This window comes from Candidatus Arcticimaribacter forsetii (assembly GCF_910589745.1).
Lineage (GTDB): Bacteria > Bacteroidota > Bacteroidia > Flavobacteriales > Flavobacteriaceae > Arcticimaribacter > Arcticimaribacter forsetii.
The window spans coordinates 780682-796288 of sequence record NZ_OU342399.1 but is presented as its reverse complement, the minus strand read 5'-3'; the positions used below and the strand labels follow the sequence as shown (position 1 = coordinate 796288).

The 15607-nt window shown below is 33.4% G+C and carries 14 protein-coding genes; 7 read left to right on the top strand and 7 right to left on the bottom strand.

What is annotated here, in order from left to right:
* Window position 1 precedes the first annotated feature (1 nt).
* Both carB and rpmH read right to left on the bottom strand, forming a co-directional pair.
* Window positions 2-2851: a carbamoyl-phosphate synthase large subunit gene (gene carB / locus NG655_RS03685; RefSeq protein ID WP_252157997.1), complete on the bottom strand. Its 2850-nt coding sequence runs from the start codon at window positions 2849-2851 to the stop codon at window positions 2-4.
* Between the two features lie 81 nt (window positions 2852-2932).
* Window positions 2933-3091 (bottom strand): 50S ribosomal protein L34, encoded by a 159-nt coding sequence (gene rpmH, locus NG655_RS03680; protein WP_252157996.1) that lies wholly within the window; start codon window positions 3089-3091, stop codon window positions 2933-2935.
* A gap of 239 nt (window positions 3092-3330) precedes the next feature.
* Between rpmH and NG655_RS03675 the strand changes: the two genes are divergently transcribed.
* Window positions 3331-3846 (top strand): DUF2892 domain-containing protein, encoded by a 516-nt coding sequence (locus NG655_RS03675; protein WP_252157995.1) that lies wholly within the window; start codon window positions 3331-3333, stop codon window positions 3844-3846.
* Here NG655_RS03675 and NG655_RS03670 read toward each other — a convergent pair.
* Together NG655_RS03670 and NG655_RS03665 are read right to left on the bottom strand one after the other, a co-directional pair.
* Window positions 3843-4769, bottom strand: coding sequence for a lytic transglycosylase domain-containing protein (locus tag NG655_RS03670; protein ID WP_252157994.1), 927 nt, complete (start codon window positions 4767-4769; stop codon window positions 3843-3845). The genes NG655_RS03675 and NG655_RS03670 overlap by 4 nt on opposite strands.
* Window positions 4770-4774: 5 nt before the next feature.
* Window positions 4775-5458 (bottom strand): alpha/beta hydrolase family protein, encoded by a 684-nt coding sequence (locus tag NG655_RS03665; protein WP_252157993.1) that lies wholly within the window; start codon window positions 5456-5458, stop codon window positions 4775-4777.
* A 117-nt stretch (window positions 5459-5575) separates the two neighbouring features.
* On the opposite strand from NG655_RS03665, the gene NG655_RS03660 reads away from it, so the two are divergent.
* Window positions 5576-5869: a GNAT family N-acetyltransferase gene (locus NG655_RS03660; protein ID WP_252157992.1), complete on the top strand. Its 294-nt coding sequence runs from the start codon at window positions 5576-5578 to the stop codon at window positions 5867-5869.
* Here NG655_RS03660 and mtaB read toward each other — a convergent pair.
* Entirely contained in the window at window positions 5864-7279 is a 1416-nt protein-coding gene (gene mtaB, locus NG655_RS03655; protein ID WP_419469266.1) for a tRNA (N(6)-L-threonylcarbamoyladenosine(37)-C(2))-methylthiotransferase MtaB, read from the bottom strand. The genes NG655_RS03660 and mtaB overlap by 6 nt on opposite strands.
* 33 nt (window positions 7280-7312) lie before the next feature.
* Here mtaB and NG655_RS03650 point away from each other — a divergent pair, with 33 nt between their 5' ends.
* Window positions 7313-8875 (top strand): ABC transporter substrate-binding protein, encoded by a 1563-nt coding sequence (locus NG655_RS03650; protein WP_252157991.1) that lies wholly within the window; start codon window positions 7313-7315, stop codon window positions 8873-8875.
* Here the strand turns inward: NG655_RS03650 and NG655_RS03645 are convergent, their stop codons facing one another.
* Window positions 8876-10066 (bottom strand): putative sugar nucleotidyl transferase, encoded by a 1191-nt coding sequence (locus tag NG655_RS03645; RefSeq protein WP_252157990.1) that lies wholly within the window; start codon window positions 10064-10066, stop codon window positions 8876-8878. It abuts the gene before it with no gap.
* Between the two features lie 141 nt (window positions 10067-10207).
* Window positions 10208-10459, bottom strand: a complete 252-nt coding sequence (locus NG655_RS03640) for a type B 50S ribosomal protein L31 (protein ID WP_252157989.1) — start codon at window positions 10457-10459, stop codon at window positions 10208-10210.
* An 86-nt stretch (window positions 10460-10545) separates the two neighbouring features.
* On the opposite strand from NG655_RS03640, the gene NG655_RS03635 reads away from it, so the two are divergent.
* The 4 genes from NG655_RS03635 to NG655_RS03620 are packed head-to-tail and all read left to right on the top strand — an operon-like array spanning window position 10546 to window position 15574.
* A complete protein-coding gene (locus tag NG655_RS03635) occupies window positions 10546-11070 on the top strand; it encodes a DUF4199 domain-containing protein (protein ID WP_252157988.1) in 525 nt (174 codons plus the stop codon).
* A 38-nt stretch (window positions 11071-11108) separates the two neighbouring features.
* Window positions 11109-12059 (top strand): glycosyltransferase family 2 protein, encoded by a 951-nt coding sequence (locus NG655_RS03630; RefSeq protein WP_252157987.1) that lies wholly within the window; start codon window positions 11109-11111, stop codon window positions 12057-12059.
* A complete protein-coding gene (locus tag NG655_RS03625) occupies window positions 12059-13753 on the top strand; it encodes a phospho-sugar mutase (protein ID WP_252157986.1) in 1695 nt (564 codons plus the stop codon). The genes NG655_RS03630 and NG655_RS03625 overlap by 1 nt, the downstream gene beginning before the upstream one ends.
* Window positions 13754-15574, top strand: a complete 1821-nt coding sequence (locus NG655_RS03620; RefSeq protein ID WP_252157985.1) for an ABC transporter ATP-binding protein — start codon at window positions 13754-13756, stop codon at window positions 15572-15574.
* Window positions 15575-15607 lie beyond the last annotated feature (33 nt).

Sequence of the window (15607 nt, the reverse complement as noted above, 5' to 3'; positions counted from 1 at the left end):
ACTATTTAGTTAAATACATTTTACGTCTAGAATATAAGTCGTAAAACTGATCGTCTTTTAAACTATCTATAAACAAAATACTCTCTCCCGTACTTTTCATTTCAGGACCAAGTTGTTTATTTACATTATGGAATTTATTAAATGAGAATACAGGCTGCTTAATTGCATATCCTTCTAGTTGTGGATTGAAGTTAAAGTCTTTAACTTTTTTGTCACCCAACATTACCTTAGTCGCATAATTTACATAAGGTTCTTTATAAGCCTTGGCTATAAAAGGAACCGTACGAGATGCTCTAGGGTTTGCTTCAATAATATATACTTTGTCGTTTTTAACAGCAAACTGGATATTAATCAAACCAACTGTCTTTAATTCTCTTGCAATTTTAACGGTATGGTCTTTAATCTGTTGAAGAACATATTCTCCTAAATTAAATACAGGAAGTGTAGCATTAGAATCTCCAGAATGTATACCACAAGGTTCAATATGCTCCATGATACCAATAATATAAACATCTTCACCATCACAAATAGCATCGGCTTCTGCTTCAATAGCACCGTCTAAATAATGATCTAATAAAAGTTTATTGTTAGGAATTTTACGGAGAAGATCAACTACATGAGTTTCTAATTCTTCTTTGTTAATTACAATTTTCATTCCCTGTCCCCCAAGTACATAGGATGGACGAACTAATATTGGGAAGTCTAATTCATCTGCTAGTGCAAGCGCTTCGTCTGCATTTTCGGCAACACCAAAATCTGGATAAGGAATATTATTTTTCTTTAAAAGAGTTGAAAAACTTCCGCGATCTTCAGCTAAATCTAAAGCTTGGAAACTAGTCCCTATAATTTTAACACCATAACGTTCTAATTTCTCTGCAAGTTTTAAAGCAGTCTGACCTCCTAGCTGAACAATTACTCCCTCTGGTTTCTCGTGTTGAATAATATCATATATATGCTCCCAGAAAACAGGTTCGAAGTATAATTTATCAGCTACATCAAAGTCAGTAGAAACAGTTTCTGGATTACAGTTAATCATAATAGTTTCATAACCACATTCGGAAGCAGCAAGAATACCGTGAACGCAACAATAATCGAATTCAATCCCTTGACCAATTCGGTTTGGTCCTGAACCAAGAACAACTATTTTTTTGCGGTCAGACACAACACTCTCATTATCACTAAAAGGCTCTTGGTCCTTTAGTTGCATCTTTTCTTCAAATGTTGAATAGTAATACGGTGTTTTTGCAGAAAATTCTGCAGCACAGGTATCAACTAACTTGTAAACCCTTTGAATACCAAGCTTAGATCTGTAATTATACACTTCACTTTCCATACAGTCTAGCATGTGAGCAATTTGCCTATCTGCGAATCCTTTCTGCTTGGCCTCAAGTAATAAAGCTTTATCAACCGTATCTATTGAATAACTAGAAATCTCTTTTTCTAATGCATATAATTCTTCGTATTGTCTTAAAAACCACAGGTCAATTTTGGTGATTTCATGAATTCTACTTAAAGGAATACCCATTTGAATTGCATCGTATATTACAAATACACGATCCCAACTAGCATACGTTAACTTTGAAATAATTTGGTCGTAATCAGTATACCCCTTTCCGTCTGCTCCTAATCCATTTCTCTTGATTTCAAGAGACTGAGTAGCTTTATGAAGTGCTTCTTGGAAAGATCTTCCAATCCCCATAACTTCCCCTACAGATTTCATTTGTAACCCTAATGTTCTATCAGATCCTTCAAATTTATCAAAGTTCCAACGCGGTATCTTAACAATAACATAATCTACAGTCGGCTCGAATAATGCTGAAGTAGATTTAGTAATTTGATTTTCTAATTCATCAAGAGAATATCCAATCGCTAGTTTAGTTGCAATTTTAGCAATTGGGTATCCAGTAGCTTTTGATGCTAATGCTGAGGATCTAGAAACTCGAGGGTTAATCTCAATCGCAATAATATCTTCATTCTCATCCGGGCTTACAGCAAACTGAACATTACATCCACCAGCAAAATCCCCGATGCTACGCATCATTTTAATAGCCATATCTCGCATTCTCTGATAGGTTGTATCAGAAAGAGTCATTGCTGGGGCAACGGTTATAGAATCTCCAGTATGAATTCCCATTGGATCCATATTTTCGATCGTACATATAATTACAACGTTGTCGTTTTTATCACGAAGGAGTTCCAGTTCGTACTCTTTCCAACCCACTAGTGCTTTGTCTATAAGTACCTCGTGTATTGGAGAGGCTTCTAAACCTCTTGTAAGTAAGTCATCGAATTCTTCTGCATTATGAACAAAAGCTGCTCCAGTTCCACCTAAAGTAAACGAAGGACGAATTACTATAGGAAAACCAAATTTCTGAGCAATTTCTTTACCTTTTAAGAAGGAAGTTGCTGTTTCTGCAGGTGCAACAGGAATATCAATTGTTTTAAGTAATTGTTTAAACTGCTCACGATCTTCAGTAATATTTATTGCATCAATGTCTACACCTATCAACTCTACACCAAAATCTTTCCAGATACCTTTTTCATCAGCTTCGATACATAAATTTAATGCTGTTTGTCCACCCATGGTAGGGAGTACAGCATCAATATCGTGCTTTTTCAAAATCTCTATAATTGATTTTGTTGTTAAGGGTTTTAAATATACATGATCTGCCATTGTAGGGTCAGTCATGATTGTAGCCGGGTTGGAATTGATTAATACAGTTGTAATTCCATCGTCTCTTAAAGAACGTAGAGATTGGGTTCCTGCGTAATCGAATTCACAAGCTTGACCAATAATAATTGGACCAGATCCGATGATAAGTACTGTCTTAAGGTGTTGTTTTTTAGGCATAAACGTCTAAATTAAATATAATATATAAAAAAAGGTGTTACTTAAAAAAAGTAACACCTTAAATATAAATGAATTGATTCATTATTTTTTATGTCTTGGCTCAGAAGATACAGATATTTTTTTACGTCCTTTAGCTCTTCGGCTTGCTAAAACTTTACGTCCATTAGCAGATGCCATGCGCTCACGAAAACCGTGCTTGTTTCTTCTCTTTCTCTTCGAGGGTTGAAATGTTCTTTTCATAAAATAAAAGTTTGAATAAAGACTTATGTCTTGCTTTTCAAAGCGTGTGCAAATATACGATAAGTTTTATTTTAGACAAGTCTTTTTAAAAAACAATCCATTAAATTTTTACAAAAAAATACTTTTGTGATTTTCTTCGAATAAATTCAATATTTGAACTCACAAAATTTAATGGTTAACTCATATTATTCTCCAGTAATCGTTAGTTTTTATTAACTTTGTGCAAAAATTCAACCATCATGTTTCCTAAAATCATAAAACTTATTCTAGCAGTCTTAACTATTGCATTTAGCGTATTTCAATTCATAGAGGGTGCTATTGGTAATGGTATTTTTCTACTACTATTAGCTGGAATGTTCATTTTACTTTATTATAAAAATGAATTTATAATCCTTGCTTTTTTTCAGTTGAGAAAACAAAACTTTGAAGGAACTTTAAAATGGTTGAATCGTATTTCCAGTCCAGAAAAAAACCTAGTGCGCAAACAACAAGGATATTACAATTACCTCCATGGAATTATTTTATCCCAAACTAACCTAACAAAGGCAGAAAAATATTTCAAAAAATCTTTGGAACTAGGCCTAGCAATGGATACCGATTTAGCAATGGCTAATTTGAGTCTTTCGGGTATCTATATGCAGAAAAGAAGAAAGAGGGAAGCAACTCTCTTGCTTAATAAAGCGAAAAAACTTGACACACAAGGCGTTTTATCGGGTCAAATAAAACAGATGCAGCAGCAAATGAAAAGGATCTAAGGACCCACCTCTGTTTTTATTTCAGGAATAGTAATTTCGTATAATTTTCTAGACTTATTATTTAAATGATTCTGTAGCAACCAAGGATTGTATATCTTCATTTGCTTATAATTCATTCCCATGGTTTTAGCAAAACTAGCAATGTTTGTTATTGCAGTATCTACTTTGATAGTAGTAACAGGTGCTGCTTTGTACAAGTCTTTTTCTTCAAAGAAAAAACCATATTCCTCTGGTCTTGAAAGTATTTCTTTAACTGCTAAAATTCTAAAAACATATCTTTTTGTCTCACTGTTGAGCAATAGATCGTAATATGAATCTACTTGTTGTTTTTTGAGCAACCTACTGATCCCCGATATTCCCCTATTATAGGATGCAGCTGCTAGAGTCCAGGATCCTAATTTTGCTTTCGCTTTCTTAAGATATTTACAAGCAACCCGTGTAGATAACTCTATATTATATCGTTCATCCACATTAGAATTCACTTCAAGTCCCATTTCTTTACCCGTACTTCTCATAATTTGCCAAAAACCTTTAGCTCCGGCTGGAGATCTCACATTTTCGAGGCCACTTTCTATTACAGCTAAATATTTAAAATCTTCAGGCACTCCTTCTTCCTCGAGAATTTTCTCGATTTGGGGGAAATATTTGCTACTCCTCTTAATAAGAAGCAGCATATTAGATTGCCAGTAGGTGTTTACTAAAAGTTCCTTATCCATCCGTTCGTAAAGATCTGATTCGTTGAGCAACACAGTCTCTCCTGCAAAGCTATAGGTGTCTGAAACATTTAACGCATATACCTTACTCGGTTCACTTTCACCATAGGTATTAAAAGCACTCTTTGAGTCAATCAAATTGGAGCTTAGCAAGATAATTGTACCGAATAATATTAAAGGAATAAGAAAATAACTGTTTGTATTTTTCATATGTTTTATTGTAATAATTTAAATAACTCTTTATTAAACCAACTAGACTTTGCTAAAATCATAGCATGGGTTCCATTAGGGACGACGTGAAGATAGGGTGTTTTAATGATGTTTTTCAATGGAAACATACTGTCTTTTTCCCCATGAATGTGAATCACCTCAGAATCAAACTGTTCTTGATTCCAATTAACTAACGCATGAACAGCCCATTTAAGATATTCTGGATCTCGTTCTGAAAGATATCTCTTATATAAATCAACTTTTCTTTCAACAGAAGAGCCAAAAACAAAAAGAGCTAAACTTTCAAGATTCCTAATCCAATCGGTTGGAAGGAGTTTATGAGCATTTGTTTTTTTTGAAAGAGACATAACAAAGGGTAATTCTTTACTTGATTTTATACTCGAAATAATTACTACTTTAAAACATTCAATGTTTTTTGCCATTTCTTGAACCAGCACACCACCAAACGAAACTCCAATTAAAATGGGGTATGAATGGGTAACTCGTTTACAAATTCTTTTAGAATAATCTTGTAATGATTCTCCGGGATGAGGAGTCTCCCATGATAAATGAACTACGTCAAAGGAATCAGAAAGATCGATTAACTCGAATATTCTGGGACTAGCTGCCATTCCGGGCATCAAATACAAGCCTCTTTTTTTAATTTTATTTTCAGTCTGATTGAACATTAAACTCTATTTAGCAAATAAATTGTATCTTTGTACTCCGTTTAAGAATTGAACGACTTAAACACTTACAAAAACTATATTTGACCTTTAACTTTGAATTTAACTAAATCTACAAGCATGAGTCAACTTACCCTCGAAAATAATGAATTTTTACGTCAATTTGAAGTTGTTGTAAATGGATCTATGGCAAGAATCGAATATGCAGAGCAAGAACGCAAAATTTTCCTTACAAAGTTAATAGTTCCTGAAGAAATTGAATCTGCAGCTTTCAAAGATGAATTTATTAAAATCGTTTTAGATTTTGTTGCCGAAAAGAACATGCGTGTAGTTCCGACTAGTCCCGAAATTGCAGGTTTTTTAAGAAAAAATAAAAGCTACAAAGATCTTTTACCGGTAGGAATTAAATTATAATAATTCAACCCTTACAAAACCTTCCTCATCAATTTCTTTAAGTAGAACTTTATGTAAAGTATTAACAAGACTTGGATCCCAAGGTATTCTTACTTTTACATAATTCTCTGTAAATCCATTGATATACCCTTTTTTATTTTCTCCTTCAAACAGAACTTCTCTTTCTGTTCCTAGCTGGGATTCATAAAAATGATGTCTTTTTTTAAGAGACAATCCTCTTAACATTTTACTACGTTTTGCTCTAATATTTTGAGGAACAACACCACTCATTTCAGCAGCGGCAGTGTTAGGTCGCTCGGAATAGGTGAATACATGTAAATATGAAATATCTAAGTCTGCTAGAAATTTATACGTCTTTAAGAATTCTTCATCAGTTTCGCCAGGGAAACCCACAATAACATCTACACCAATACATGCATGAGGCATTGCTTTTTTAATCGAGTGAACTCGATCTACGTATAGTTGAGATAGATATCTACGTCTCATACGTTTCAATATCAAATCACTACCACTCTGTAAAGGCACATGGAAATGGGGAACAAAGGTATTACTTTGAGCAATAAATTGAATTGTTTCATCTTTTAGAAGATTGGGTTCTATTGAAGATATTCTGATACGGTTTATCCCTTCAACAACATCCAAAGATTTTACTAAATCTAAAAAAGTATGTTCGTGTTTTTTTGTCCCGAATTCTCCTTTTCCAAAATCACCGATATTAACTCCCGTTAATACAATTTCTTTAATATCCTTTGCTGAAATTTTTTTTGCATTATCTATTACATTTTCTAAAGCATCGCTTCTAGAAATACCTCTTGCTAGAGGAATAGTACAATAAGTACATTTATAGTCACATCCATCTTGAACTTTTAAAAATGCTCTAGTTCGATCACTGGTAGAAAAACTACTAGTATATTGAGTAACATTTTCAATTTCACATGAATGAACTATCCCTTCCTCTTTTTTAGTTAAATCGTCTAAATATTGAGTGAGTTTAAATTTTTCTGAAGCACCCAAAACTAAATCAACACCAGTAACCTCGGCTAGAGCTTCTGGCTGTAGTTGTGCATAACAACCTATCGCTGCAACAAAAGCTTCGGGGTTTTGACGAAGTACTTTTGCAACCAAAGCCTTGAATCGCTTGTCTGCGTTTTCGGTAACAGAACACGTATTAATGACATAAACATCTGCCGATTCATCGAAATCTACACGTATATAATGCTCTTCAGAAAAGTCTCTCGCTATTGAAGCTGTTTCAGAAAAATTAAGTTTGCAACCTAAGGTATGAAAAGCAACACGGGTCTTTTTTACTATTAGCGGGGGATTGGTGGTTAATGAATCCAAATTTTGACTAAAAAAGGTTAATTTTGATACAAATATACTACTTTGATTTCCAAGTTCAATACGATCCATAAGTTCCAATCTTTCATTAAGACATTACTTTGTTTGTCTCTATTCTTTTCAAGTTGTAGCACAGAGAATTCAATAAAGGATTCTGATGTTTTCAGGTACAATGAATTTAGAAATATCACTTCTCTTGATCCTGCTTTTGCAAGAAATCCTCAAAACATATGGCCAATTCAACAATTATTCAATGGCTTAGTCCAATTAGATGATTCTTTAAATATTAAACCTGAGATTGCAAAATCGTGGACCATAAGTAAAGATGGGAAACAATACATTTTCGAATTGCGTAAGGATGTATATTTTCATAATTCTAAAGTTTTTGGCTCTCAAAAAACAAGAAATGTAAATGCAGAAGACTTTGTTTATAGCTTCAATAGACTTAAAGATGAGAAAACCGGATCTCCTGGAGGGTGGGTATTACAAAATGTAAAAAACTACAAAGCTTTAAGTACATATAGTTTGCTTATAGAATTAAAACAACCCTTTCCAGCTTTTCTTGGTCTATTGACTATGCGCTATTGCTCTGTTGTTCCTCATGAAGCAATTTTGTTTTACAAAGATGATTTTAGATCCAACCCTGTTGGTACCGGTCCTTTTAAATTTAAAAAATGGGAAGAAGATGTAAAATTGGTGCTTCGAAAAAACTACAACTACTTTGAAAAAGATGAAGAAGGAAGAGAACTCCCCTATCTTGAGGCTGTAGCGATTAGTTTTTTACCTGACATTCAAAGTGAATTTATGTTATTTAATCAAGGAAAATTTGATTTCCTTAACTCCCTCGACACCTCCTATAAAGACGATTTATTAACTCCAATGGGTCAACTACAAGAAAAACATTCTAAGCATATAAGAATGGAAAAAGGACCTTATTTAAACACAGAATATATTGGTTTCTATTTAAAGTCTGACAACATCGCTATACGTTCTAAAAAAATTCGAGAAGCGATGAATATTGGTTTTGATCGGGAGAAAATGATTCTGTTTTTAAGAAACACCATTGGTTTTCCGGCATTTCAGGGTTTTATACCTAAAGGACTTCCGGGTCATGGAGACAAAAATTTAACAAACTACAACCCACAGAAAGCTAAAAAGTTAGTTGAGGAATTTATTGAAGAAAATGGAGTTACTCCTGTAATACATCTTGCTACAGACATTAATTACTTGGACATTTGCGAATATTTACAGAGAGCTTTTCAGAATATTGGTATTGAGATTATTATTGATTTAATGCCAACTGCAACTCTTAGACAAGCCAAAAGTGCTGGAAATCTTGAAAGTTTCAGAGCAAGTTGGATTGCTGATTATCCAGATGCAGAAAACTACTTATCTCTTTTTTATTCTAAAAATTTCTCCCCTACGGGTCCAAATTACACCCATTTTGAAAATGATGATTTTGACAAAAAATACCTCAAAACCATGATGATCTCTGATACAGAAAAAAGAGTTTCATACTACAAAATAATGGATGAAATACTAATGACCGAATTCCCAGTAATCCCTTTGTACTATGATCAAGCGGTTCGTTTTTCCAGAAAAAATATACGGGGATTGGAAATGAATTCTATAAATCTATTAAACCTAAAAAGAGTTTCTAAAGATTAATTAACGATCTTTTCTCAATTGAGAAGAAACATCAAAAACGTGCTGAAGAATTTCAATATCTTGATCAGAAAGACTTTTACCTCTTCGTTCCATCATTGCATTGTTTGACTCAATTGCCTTAGCAAAAGCATGTGTTTGAAAACCATGGGCTCCTCCAAAACTAAAACTAGGAATGAAAGTTCTTGGGAATCCTGTCCCAAAAACATTTGAATTAATTCCAACAACTGTAGCTGTATTAAACATAGAATGAATACCGCAACGACTAAAATCACCCATCAAAAGGCCACAGAACTGTAATTCAGTTTTTGAAAAATTCTGAGTTTCATAATTCCAAACTCTAATTTTACTGTAATTATTTTTAAGATTCGAAGCATCAGAAGCTGCACCAATATTACACCATTCACCAATAACTGCATTTCCAATAAACCCATCGTGACCTTTGTTAGAATACCCTAAAAACAAGGCGTTACTCAACTCACCTCCCACCTTAGAACTCGGTCCTATTGTAGTTCCGCCGTATATCTTAGCTCCCATTTTAACAGTAGCATTTTCACAAACAGCAATGGAACCTCTTAGAATAGAACCTTCCATTATCTCTGCATTAGCACCTATATATATAGGACCATCAGTTGCGTTTAAAATTGAGCAAGAGACTTTTGCTCCAGATTCCACAAAAATTTGACTCGAATTAACTACCCTATTTGATTCCTCAATTACCTCAGAAATTCGCCCTTTGGTTATTCTATTAAAGTCTTCTTTTAAAACTTTGGAATTATAAATAAAAAGGTCTGTACTTGCCTTTATATGAGTTAACTCTTCCGAACATTCAATTTGATCTAATCTGTTTAGATCTTCAGGAAGAGTAGTGTTTGAGCTACAATAAGCTACAGCAGCTCCTTTAAAAGTTAATACTTGATTTTTTTTCAAGCTCAAAATAACTTTAGCTACAGCCACTGAAGGAATATAAGTTGGATTAATAAAGATGTTAATTTCTCCAAACTTTGATGGAAACTTAGAATCTAAATAATCTTGTGTTAAAAATGAACATTGTTGACCCAAGAAGTATTCCCACTTTTGCTTCAGTGTATCTATACCTATTCTAATTTCTGCAACAGGTCGGGTGTATGTAAATGGTAAAAGCTGATTCCGTTCTTTACCGTCAAATAAAATAAAGTTCAATGATTTTGACATAATTATAATTGTCCCTTAAAGGATATGAATATCTGAGTTAGATATTCAAATTTATGAATTTTTTCAAGAGTATCAGACTTCGATAAAAATCATAAAAAAAGCTGTCTAAAAGACAGCTTTGTATTTTGTAAGTCTAAAAGATTATTTTTTAAACTTAGAATATTTGTTTTTGAACTTGTCAATTCTACCTGCAGTATCAACCAATTTAGTTTTACCTGTGTAGAATGGATGAGATGTTCTTGATATCTCAAGTTTAACTAAAGGATATTCAACACCATCAACCTCTAAAGTTTCTTTAGTGTTTACTGTTGACTTAGTTAGAAAGACATCTTCGTTAGACATATCTTTAAAAGCTACTAGTCTATAATTGTCTGGATGTATACCTGCTTTCATAAATTTATTTTTAAAACGTCTGCAAATGTAATAGTTTTTTCTAAATTTAACCAATATAAATCATCAAAATAATTAAACTAAATACTATGAAAGATCAAAATCTAGAACTAAAAAATCACATTCTTCAGTATGGTGGTATATTAGGAGGTATATCCGTAGTCTTCGGGCTTATGCTTTATTCTTTAGACATGCATTATCAGAATGATTCAAATGCTACTATAGTTAGCCTTGTAATCACGCTTGGAGTAATTGCTTATGCTCAATTCGCTTACCGTAAAGACAACGAAAACTTCATGTCGTTAGGTCAAGCTATTAAAATTGGACTTGGAATGGCCGCAGTTTCTGGAATTATAAATGTTATCTACTTTTTGTTTTTATCTAATGTTTTAGATCCAGAAATGATGAATAAAGCACTTGAAATGGGACTAAATGAATTTATGGATCAAAACCCAGAAGCAAGTGATGAAATGATCGAACAAGTAAAAGGAATGCAACAGCAGTTTACAGGTCCAGTAATTACAAGTAGTATCATGATTATTTTTAGTCTATTAACTGGATTAGTAGTTTCTTTAATCACAGGACTCTTCCTTAAGCGCAACCGCCCAGAATAAGGTTATAATTTTGTAACTTTGTATACTTTATAAAAGTTATGAATTTATCCATCATCATCCCGCTTCTTAATGAGGCAGAATCTCTTCCTGAATTACATCAATGGATTCTTGACGAGTTAAAACCTACCGAATTGTCTTTTGAAATTATTTTCATAGACGATGGAAGTTCGGATAATTCATGGGAAATAATAGAAAAATTAAATAAATCCCATAGTTCAACCTATGGGATTCGTTTTTCAAAAAACTTTGGAAAATCACAAGCACTTCATGCTGGTTTTGCAGAATCATCGGGAGATCTAATTGCTACTTTAGATGCTGATCTACAAGATGCACCCAGTGAAATACCCAATCTTTATCAGCGAATAATTTCTGAGGATTTAGATCTGATTTCAGGATGGAAAAAGAAACGCTATGACTCTACTCTCTTTAAAAACATTCCTTCTAAATTATTTAACTGGGCAGCTAGACGTGCTTCAGGAATTTATTTACATGATTTTAACTGTGGAATTAAAGTTTATAAAAAAGAAGTAATAAAGACAATAGAAGTTTACGGAGAAATGCATCGATATATACCTGTTTTAGCTGCTCACGCAGGTTTCAATAAAATAGGAGAACAAGTTGTTAAACATCAGGCTAGAAAATATGGAGTAACAAAATTCGGCTGGAACAGATTTGTAAATGGATTTCTTGATTTAATAACTCTAAGTTTTTTAAATAAATTTGGTAAACGGCCCATGCACTTTTTTGGCTTTTGGGGTTCTGTGATGTTTTTAATTGGGTTTGGTGCTGCATTTTATTTAGGCCTAGATAAATTATATCTCAATCCTAACGGTAGATTAATTGCAGAACGTCCTGAATTTTTTATTGCTCTAACAACCATGATCCTTGGTACTCAATTTTTTGTCGCTGGATTCCTGGGAGAGCTTTGGGCAGGTCACCAAAAAAATCAATTACGTTACGTAGTTAAAAAAACTTTAAAAAGGTCTTAATGAATATTGAAGAAAAAATAAAACCCTGGCTAGAGGAACCCTTTGACAAGAAGACTCGTGATCAGGTAAAAGCTTTAATGTCAAAACCACACGAACTCGAAGACTCCTTCTATAAAGACCTTGAATTTGGTACGGGAGGTATTCGTGGAATAATGGGAGTTGGATCTAACCGCATAAACAAATATACCCTGGGGAAAAGCACCCAAGGGCTTTCTAATTACCTAAAAAAAACATTCCCCTCGGAACCTATTAAAGCTGTTATTGCTTATGATTGTAGGCACAACAGTAAAGATTTTGCCCAAACAGTATGTGATGTGTTTTCGGCCAATGGAATTGAAGTTTTTTTGTTTTCTGACTTACGTCCTACTCCAGAATTATCATTTGCAGTTCGCTATCTAAAAGCTCATTGTGGAATAGTACTTACAGCATCTCATAATCCACCAGAGTATAATGGATATAAGGTTTATTGGAGCGACGGTGGACAAATTGTACCTCCACAAGATCAAGAAATAATTACCGAAATAGAAAAAACTAATTTTGAATCCATCAATTTCATTGGTGTTTCTTCAAAGATTAATTTAATTGATGAAGAAATTGATTCTGCATTTCGCGAGAATACACTGAAGGTATGCAGGGCTTCTGAAAATGCAAAGTCAAATTTCTCTGTTGTTTTTACTTCCTTACACGGAACTGCAATAACACTAATGCCTTCTGTATTCGAAGCAGCTGGATACAAAAATTTTCACAGTATTAAAGAACAAGAAGCTCCCGATGGAGATTTTCCAACTGTTGCTTCACCAAACCCAGAAGAAAGAGAAGCGTTGAGCTTAGGCCTGGAAAAAGCCGTAGAATTGCATGCAGATTTTTTAGTAGGAACAGATCCAGATGCAGATCGTCTTGGAATTGCTGTAAGAAATTTATCTAATGAGTTCGTTCTCCTCAATGGAAACGAAACTATGCTGGTTTTAACGCGCTACCTTCTAGAAAACTATCCAGGGGGCTTAACCAAAAAACATTTCATTGGTTCTACTGTAGTTTCTTCTCCAGTAATGGAACAATTAGCTGCATATTTTGGAATTGAATGTAAATTAGGTCTGACCGGATTTAAGTGGATTGCAAAAATGATTGAAGAATTTCCAGAGCAAACATTTATTGCAGGTGGCGAAGAAAGCTATGGATACATGGTCGGAGATCAAGTTCGGGATAAAGATGCTATAACATCTGCTCTTTTAGCCGCAGAAATTGCAGTAATTCAAAAAGAAAAAGGAAGTTCATTATATGAATACCTCATGGAAAGCTACCTAAAGGTTGGAATGTATCATGAGGAGTTAGTTTCTTTAACCAAAAAAGGAAAGTCAGGGTTTGAAGAAATTCAAAATATGATGTACGAGTTTAGAACAAACCCTCCAAAAGATATCGCTGGAATTAAAGTTCAAAAGATTGATGATTATCAAAAACAAACCAGTTTATATATTGATGGAACATCAGTAAAATTAGCCTATCCAAAATCGAATGTAATTATTTTTACTTTGGCCGATGGCAGTAGGATTGCTATTCGTCCTAGTGGTACGGAGCCAAAAATAAAATTTTACTTCAGTGTTAATACAAAATTAGAACAAGTAAAAAATTACGACCAAACTAAAAAAACACTTGCAACTAATTGTAAGAAACTAATTCAAAGCATTGGGATATAAATGAACTATTTTAAAAAAATATTATTATTTGCACTACCCTATAAAAGGTTTGCTTTCCTAAATATATTATTCAATATTCTTTATGCACTTTTCAGTGCCCTATCTTTTGTAGCTCTTGTTCCTATGTTTGATGTCCTTTTTGGATCTACACCAAAAATTGAGTCAAAACCTACATATACAGGTATTTCAGGTTTAAAAGAATATGTTACAGATTACATTAACTATAAAATTGGAACTACAGTAGATGAAGAACCCTTAACGGCACTAATTTTTGCAATTGTTTTGATTTTAATACTATTTTTTCTTAAAAATCTGTTCAATTATTTGGCCATGTATTTTGTGACATTTTTAAGAAATGGAATTTTGAAAGACCTTAGAGATGCACTTTATGTAAAAATACTACAACAGCCCGTTTCTTATTTTACTGAAAAGAAGAAAGGAGATACGTTAGCAAGAATAACATCCGATGTTCTAGAAATCCAACACTCTTTTCTTTCTATCATAGAGTTAATAGTTCGGGAGCCTTTAACTATTATTTTTACACTCATTCTGATGTTTAATATGAATGTAAAACTTTCTGTTTTCGTTCTAATTTTCATTCCAGTTTCAGGGTTTATTATTTCTTCAATTGGAAAAAGTCTAAAAAAACACTCCCAAAATGTTCAGAAAGAACAAGGTGAATTTTTATCTATTGTCGAAGAATCTTTGAGTGGACTGAGTATTATTAAAGCTTTTAGTGCCGAAGGAAAATTCAACACAAAGTTTTTCAATTCAACCTTAAAATTTTTTAATTTCTCAAACAAGTTATTGAATAGACAAAACTTAGCTTCTCCAGTTAGCGAATTCATGGGAATAGGAGTAATCGGGGGGCTGCTTTGGTTTGGTGGTTCCATGGTTCTGATTGAAGGAACCTTGAGAGGAACCATCTTTATTGCATTCATGACACTTGCATACAATATACTAACTCCTGCAAAAGCAATAAGCAAAGCATCTTATGCAGTTAAAAAAGGAAATGCTGCTGCTGAACGTGTTTTAGAGATTTTGGAAGCTAAAAATGAGTTGACAGATGCGGCTGACGCAAAAACAATAAGTGATTTCTCTGATAAAGTTAACTTCGAAAATATAAATTTCAAATACGAAACAAAACCTGTTTTAAAGAACTTTTCACTTGAGCTTTCAAAAGGACAAACAATTGCTTTAGTGGGTCAGTCTGGTAGTGGAAAAACAACTGTTGCAAATTTACTGAATCGCTTCTATGATGTTGAAGATGGAAGTATTCAGATCGATGGAACTGATCTTAAAAAAATCACTACTAAATCGCTTCGTAAACTAATCGGAATTGTAACACAAGACTCTATTTTATTTAATGACAGTGTATTAAACAATTTACTAATTGGAGATCCAAATGCAAACGAAGAAGAAGTAATAGCTGCTGCTAAAATTGCAAATGCACATGAATTTATTATCAATTTACCCGATGGATACAACACCAACATAGGAGATCAGGGAAACAAATTATCTGGAGGTCAAAAACAACGTTTATCGATTGCACGAGCAGTCTTAAAAAACCCTCCCATCCTGGTTTTAGACGAAGCAACCTCAGCATTGGATACAGAGTCAGAAAAGCTAGTACAAGAAGCCCTAGAAAACCTAATGAACAATAGAACTTCTTTAGTAATTGCACATCGACTTTCTACAATTCAAAAAGCAAATTTAATTGTAGTTATGCAAGCAGGTGAAATTATTGAAATGGGTACACATTCAGAATTAATAGCCAACAACAGCAATTACAAAAAGTTAGTTGAAATGCAAAGCCTGTAAATTGACTGTTCACTAAAGAGCAAAGTTCTGGGA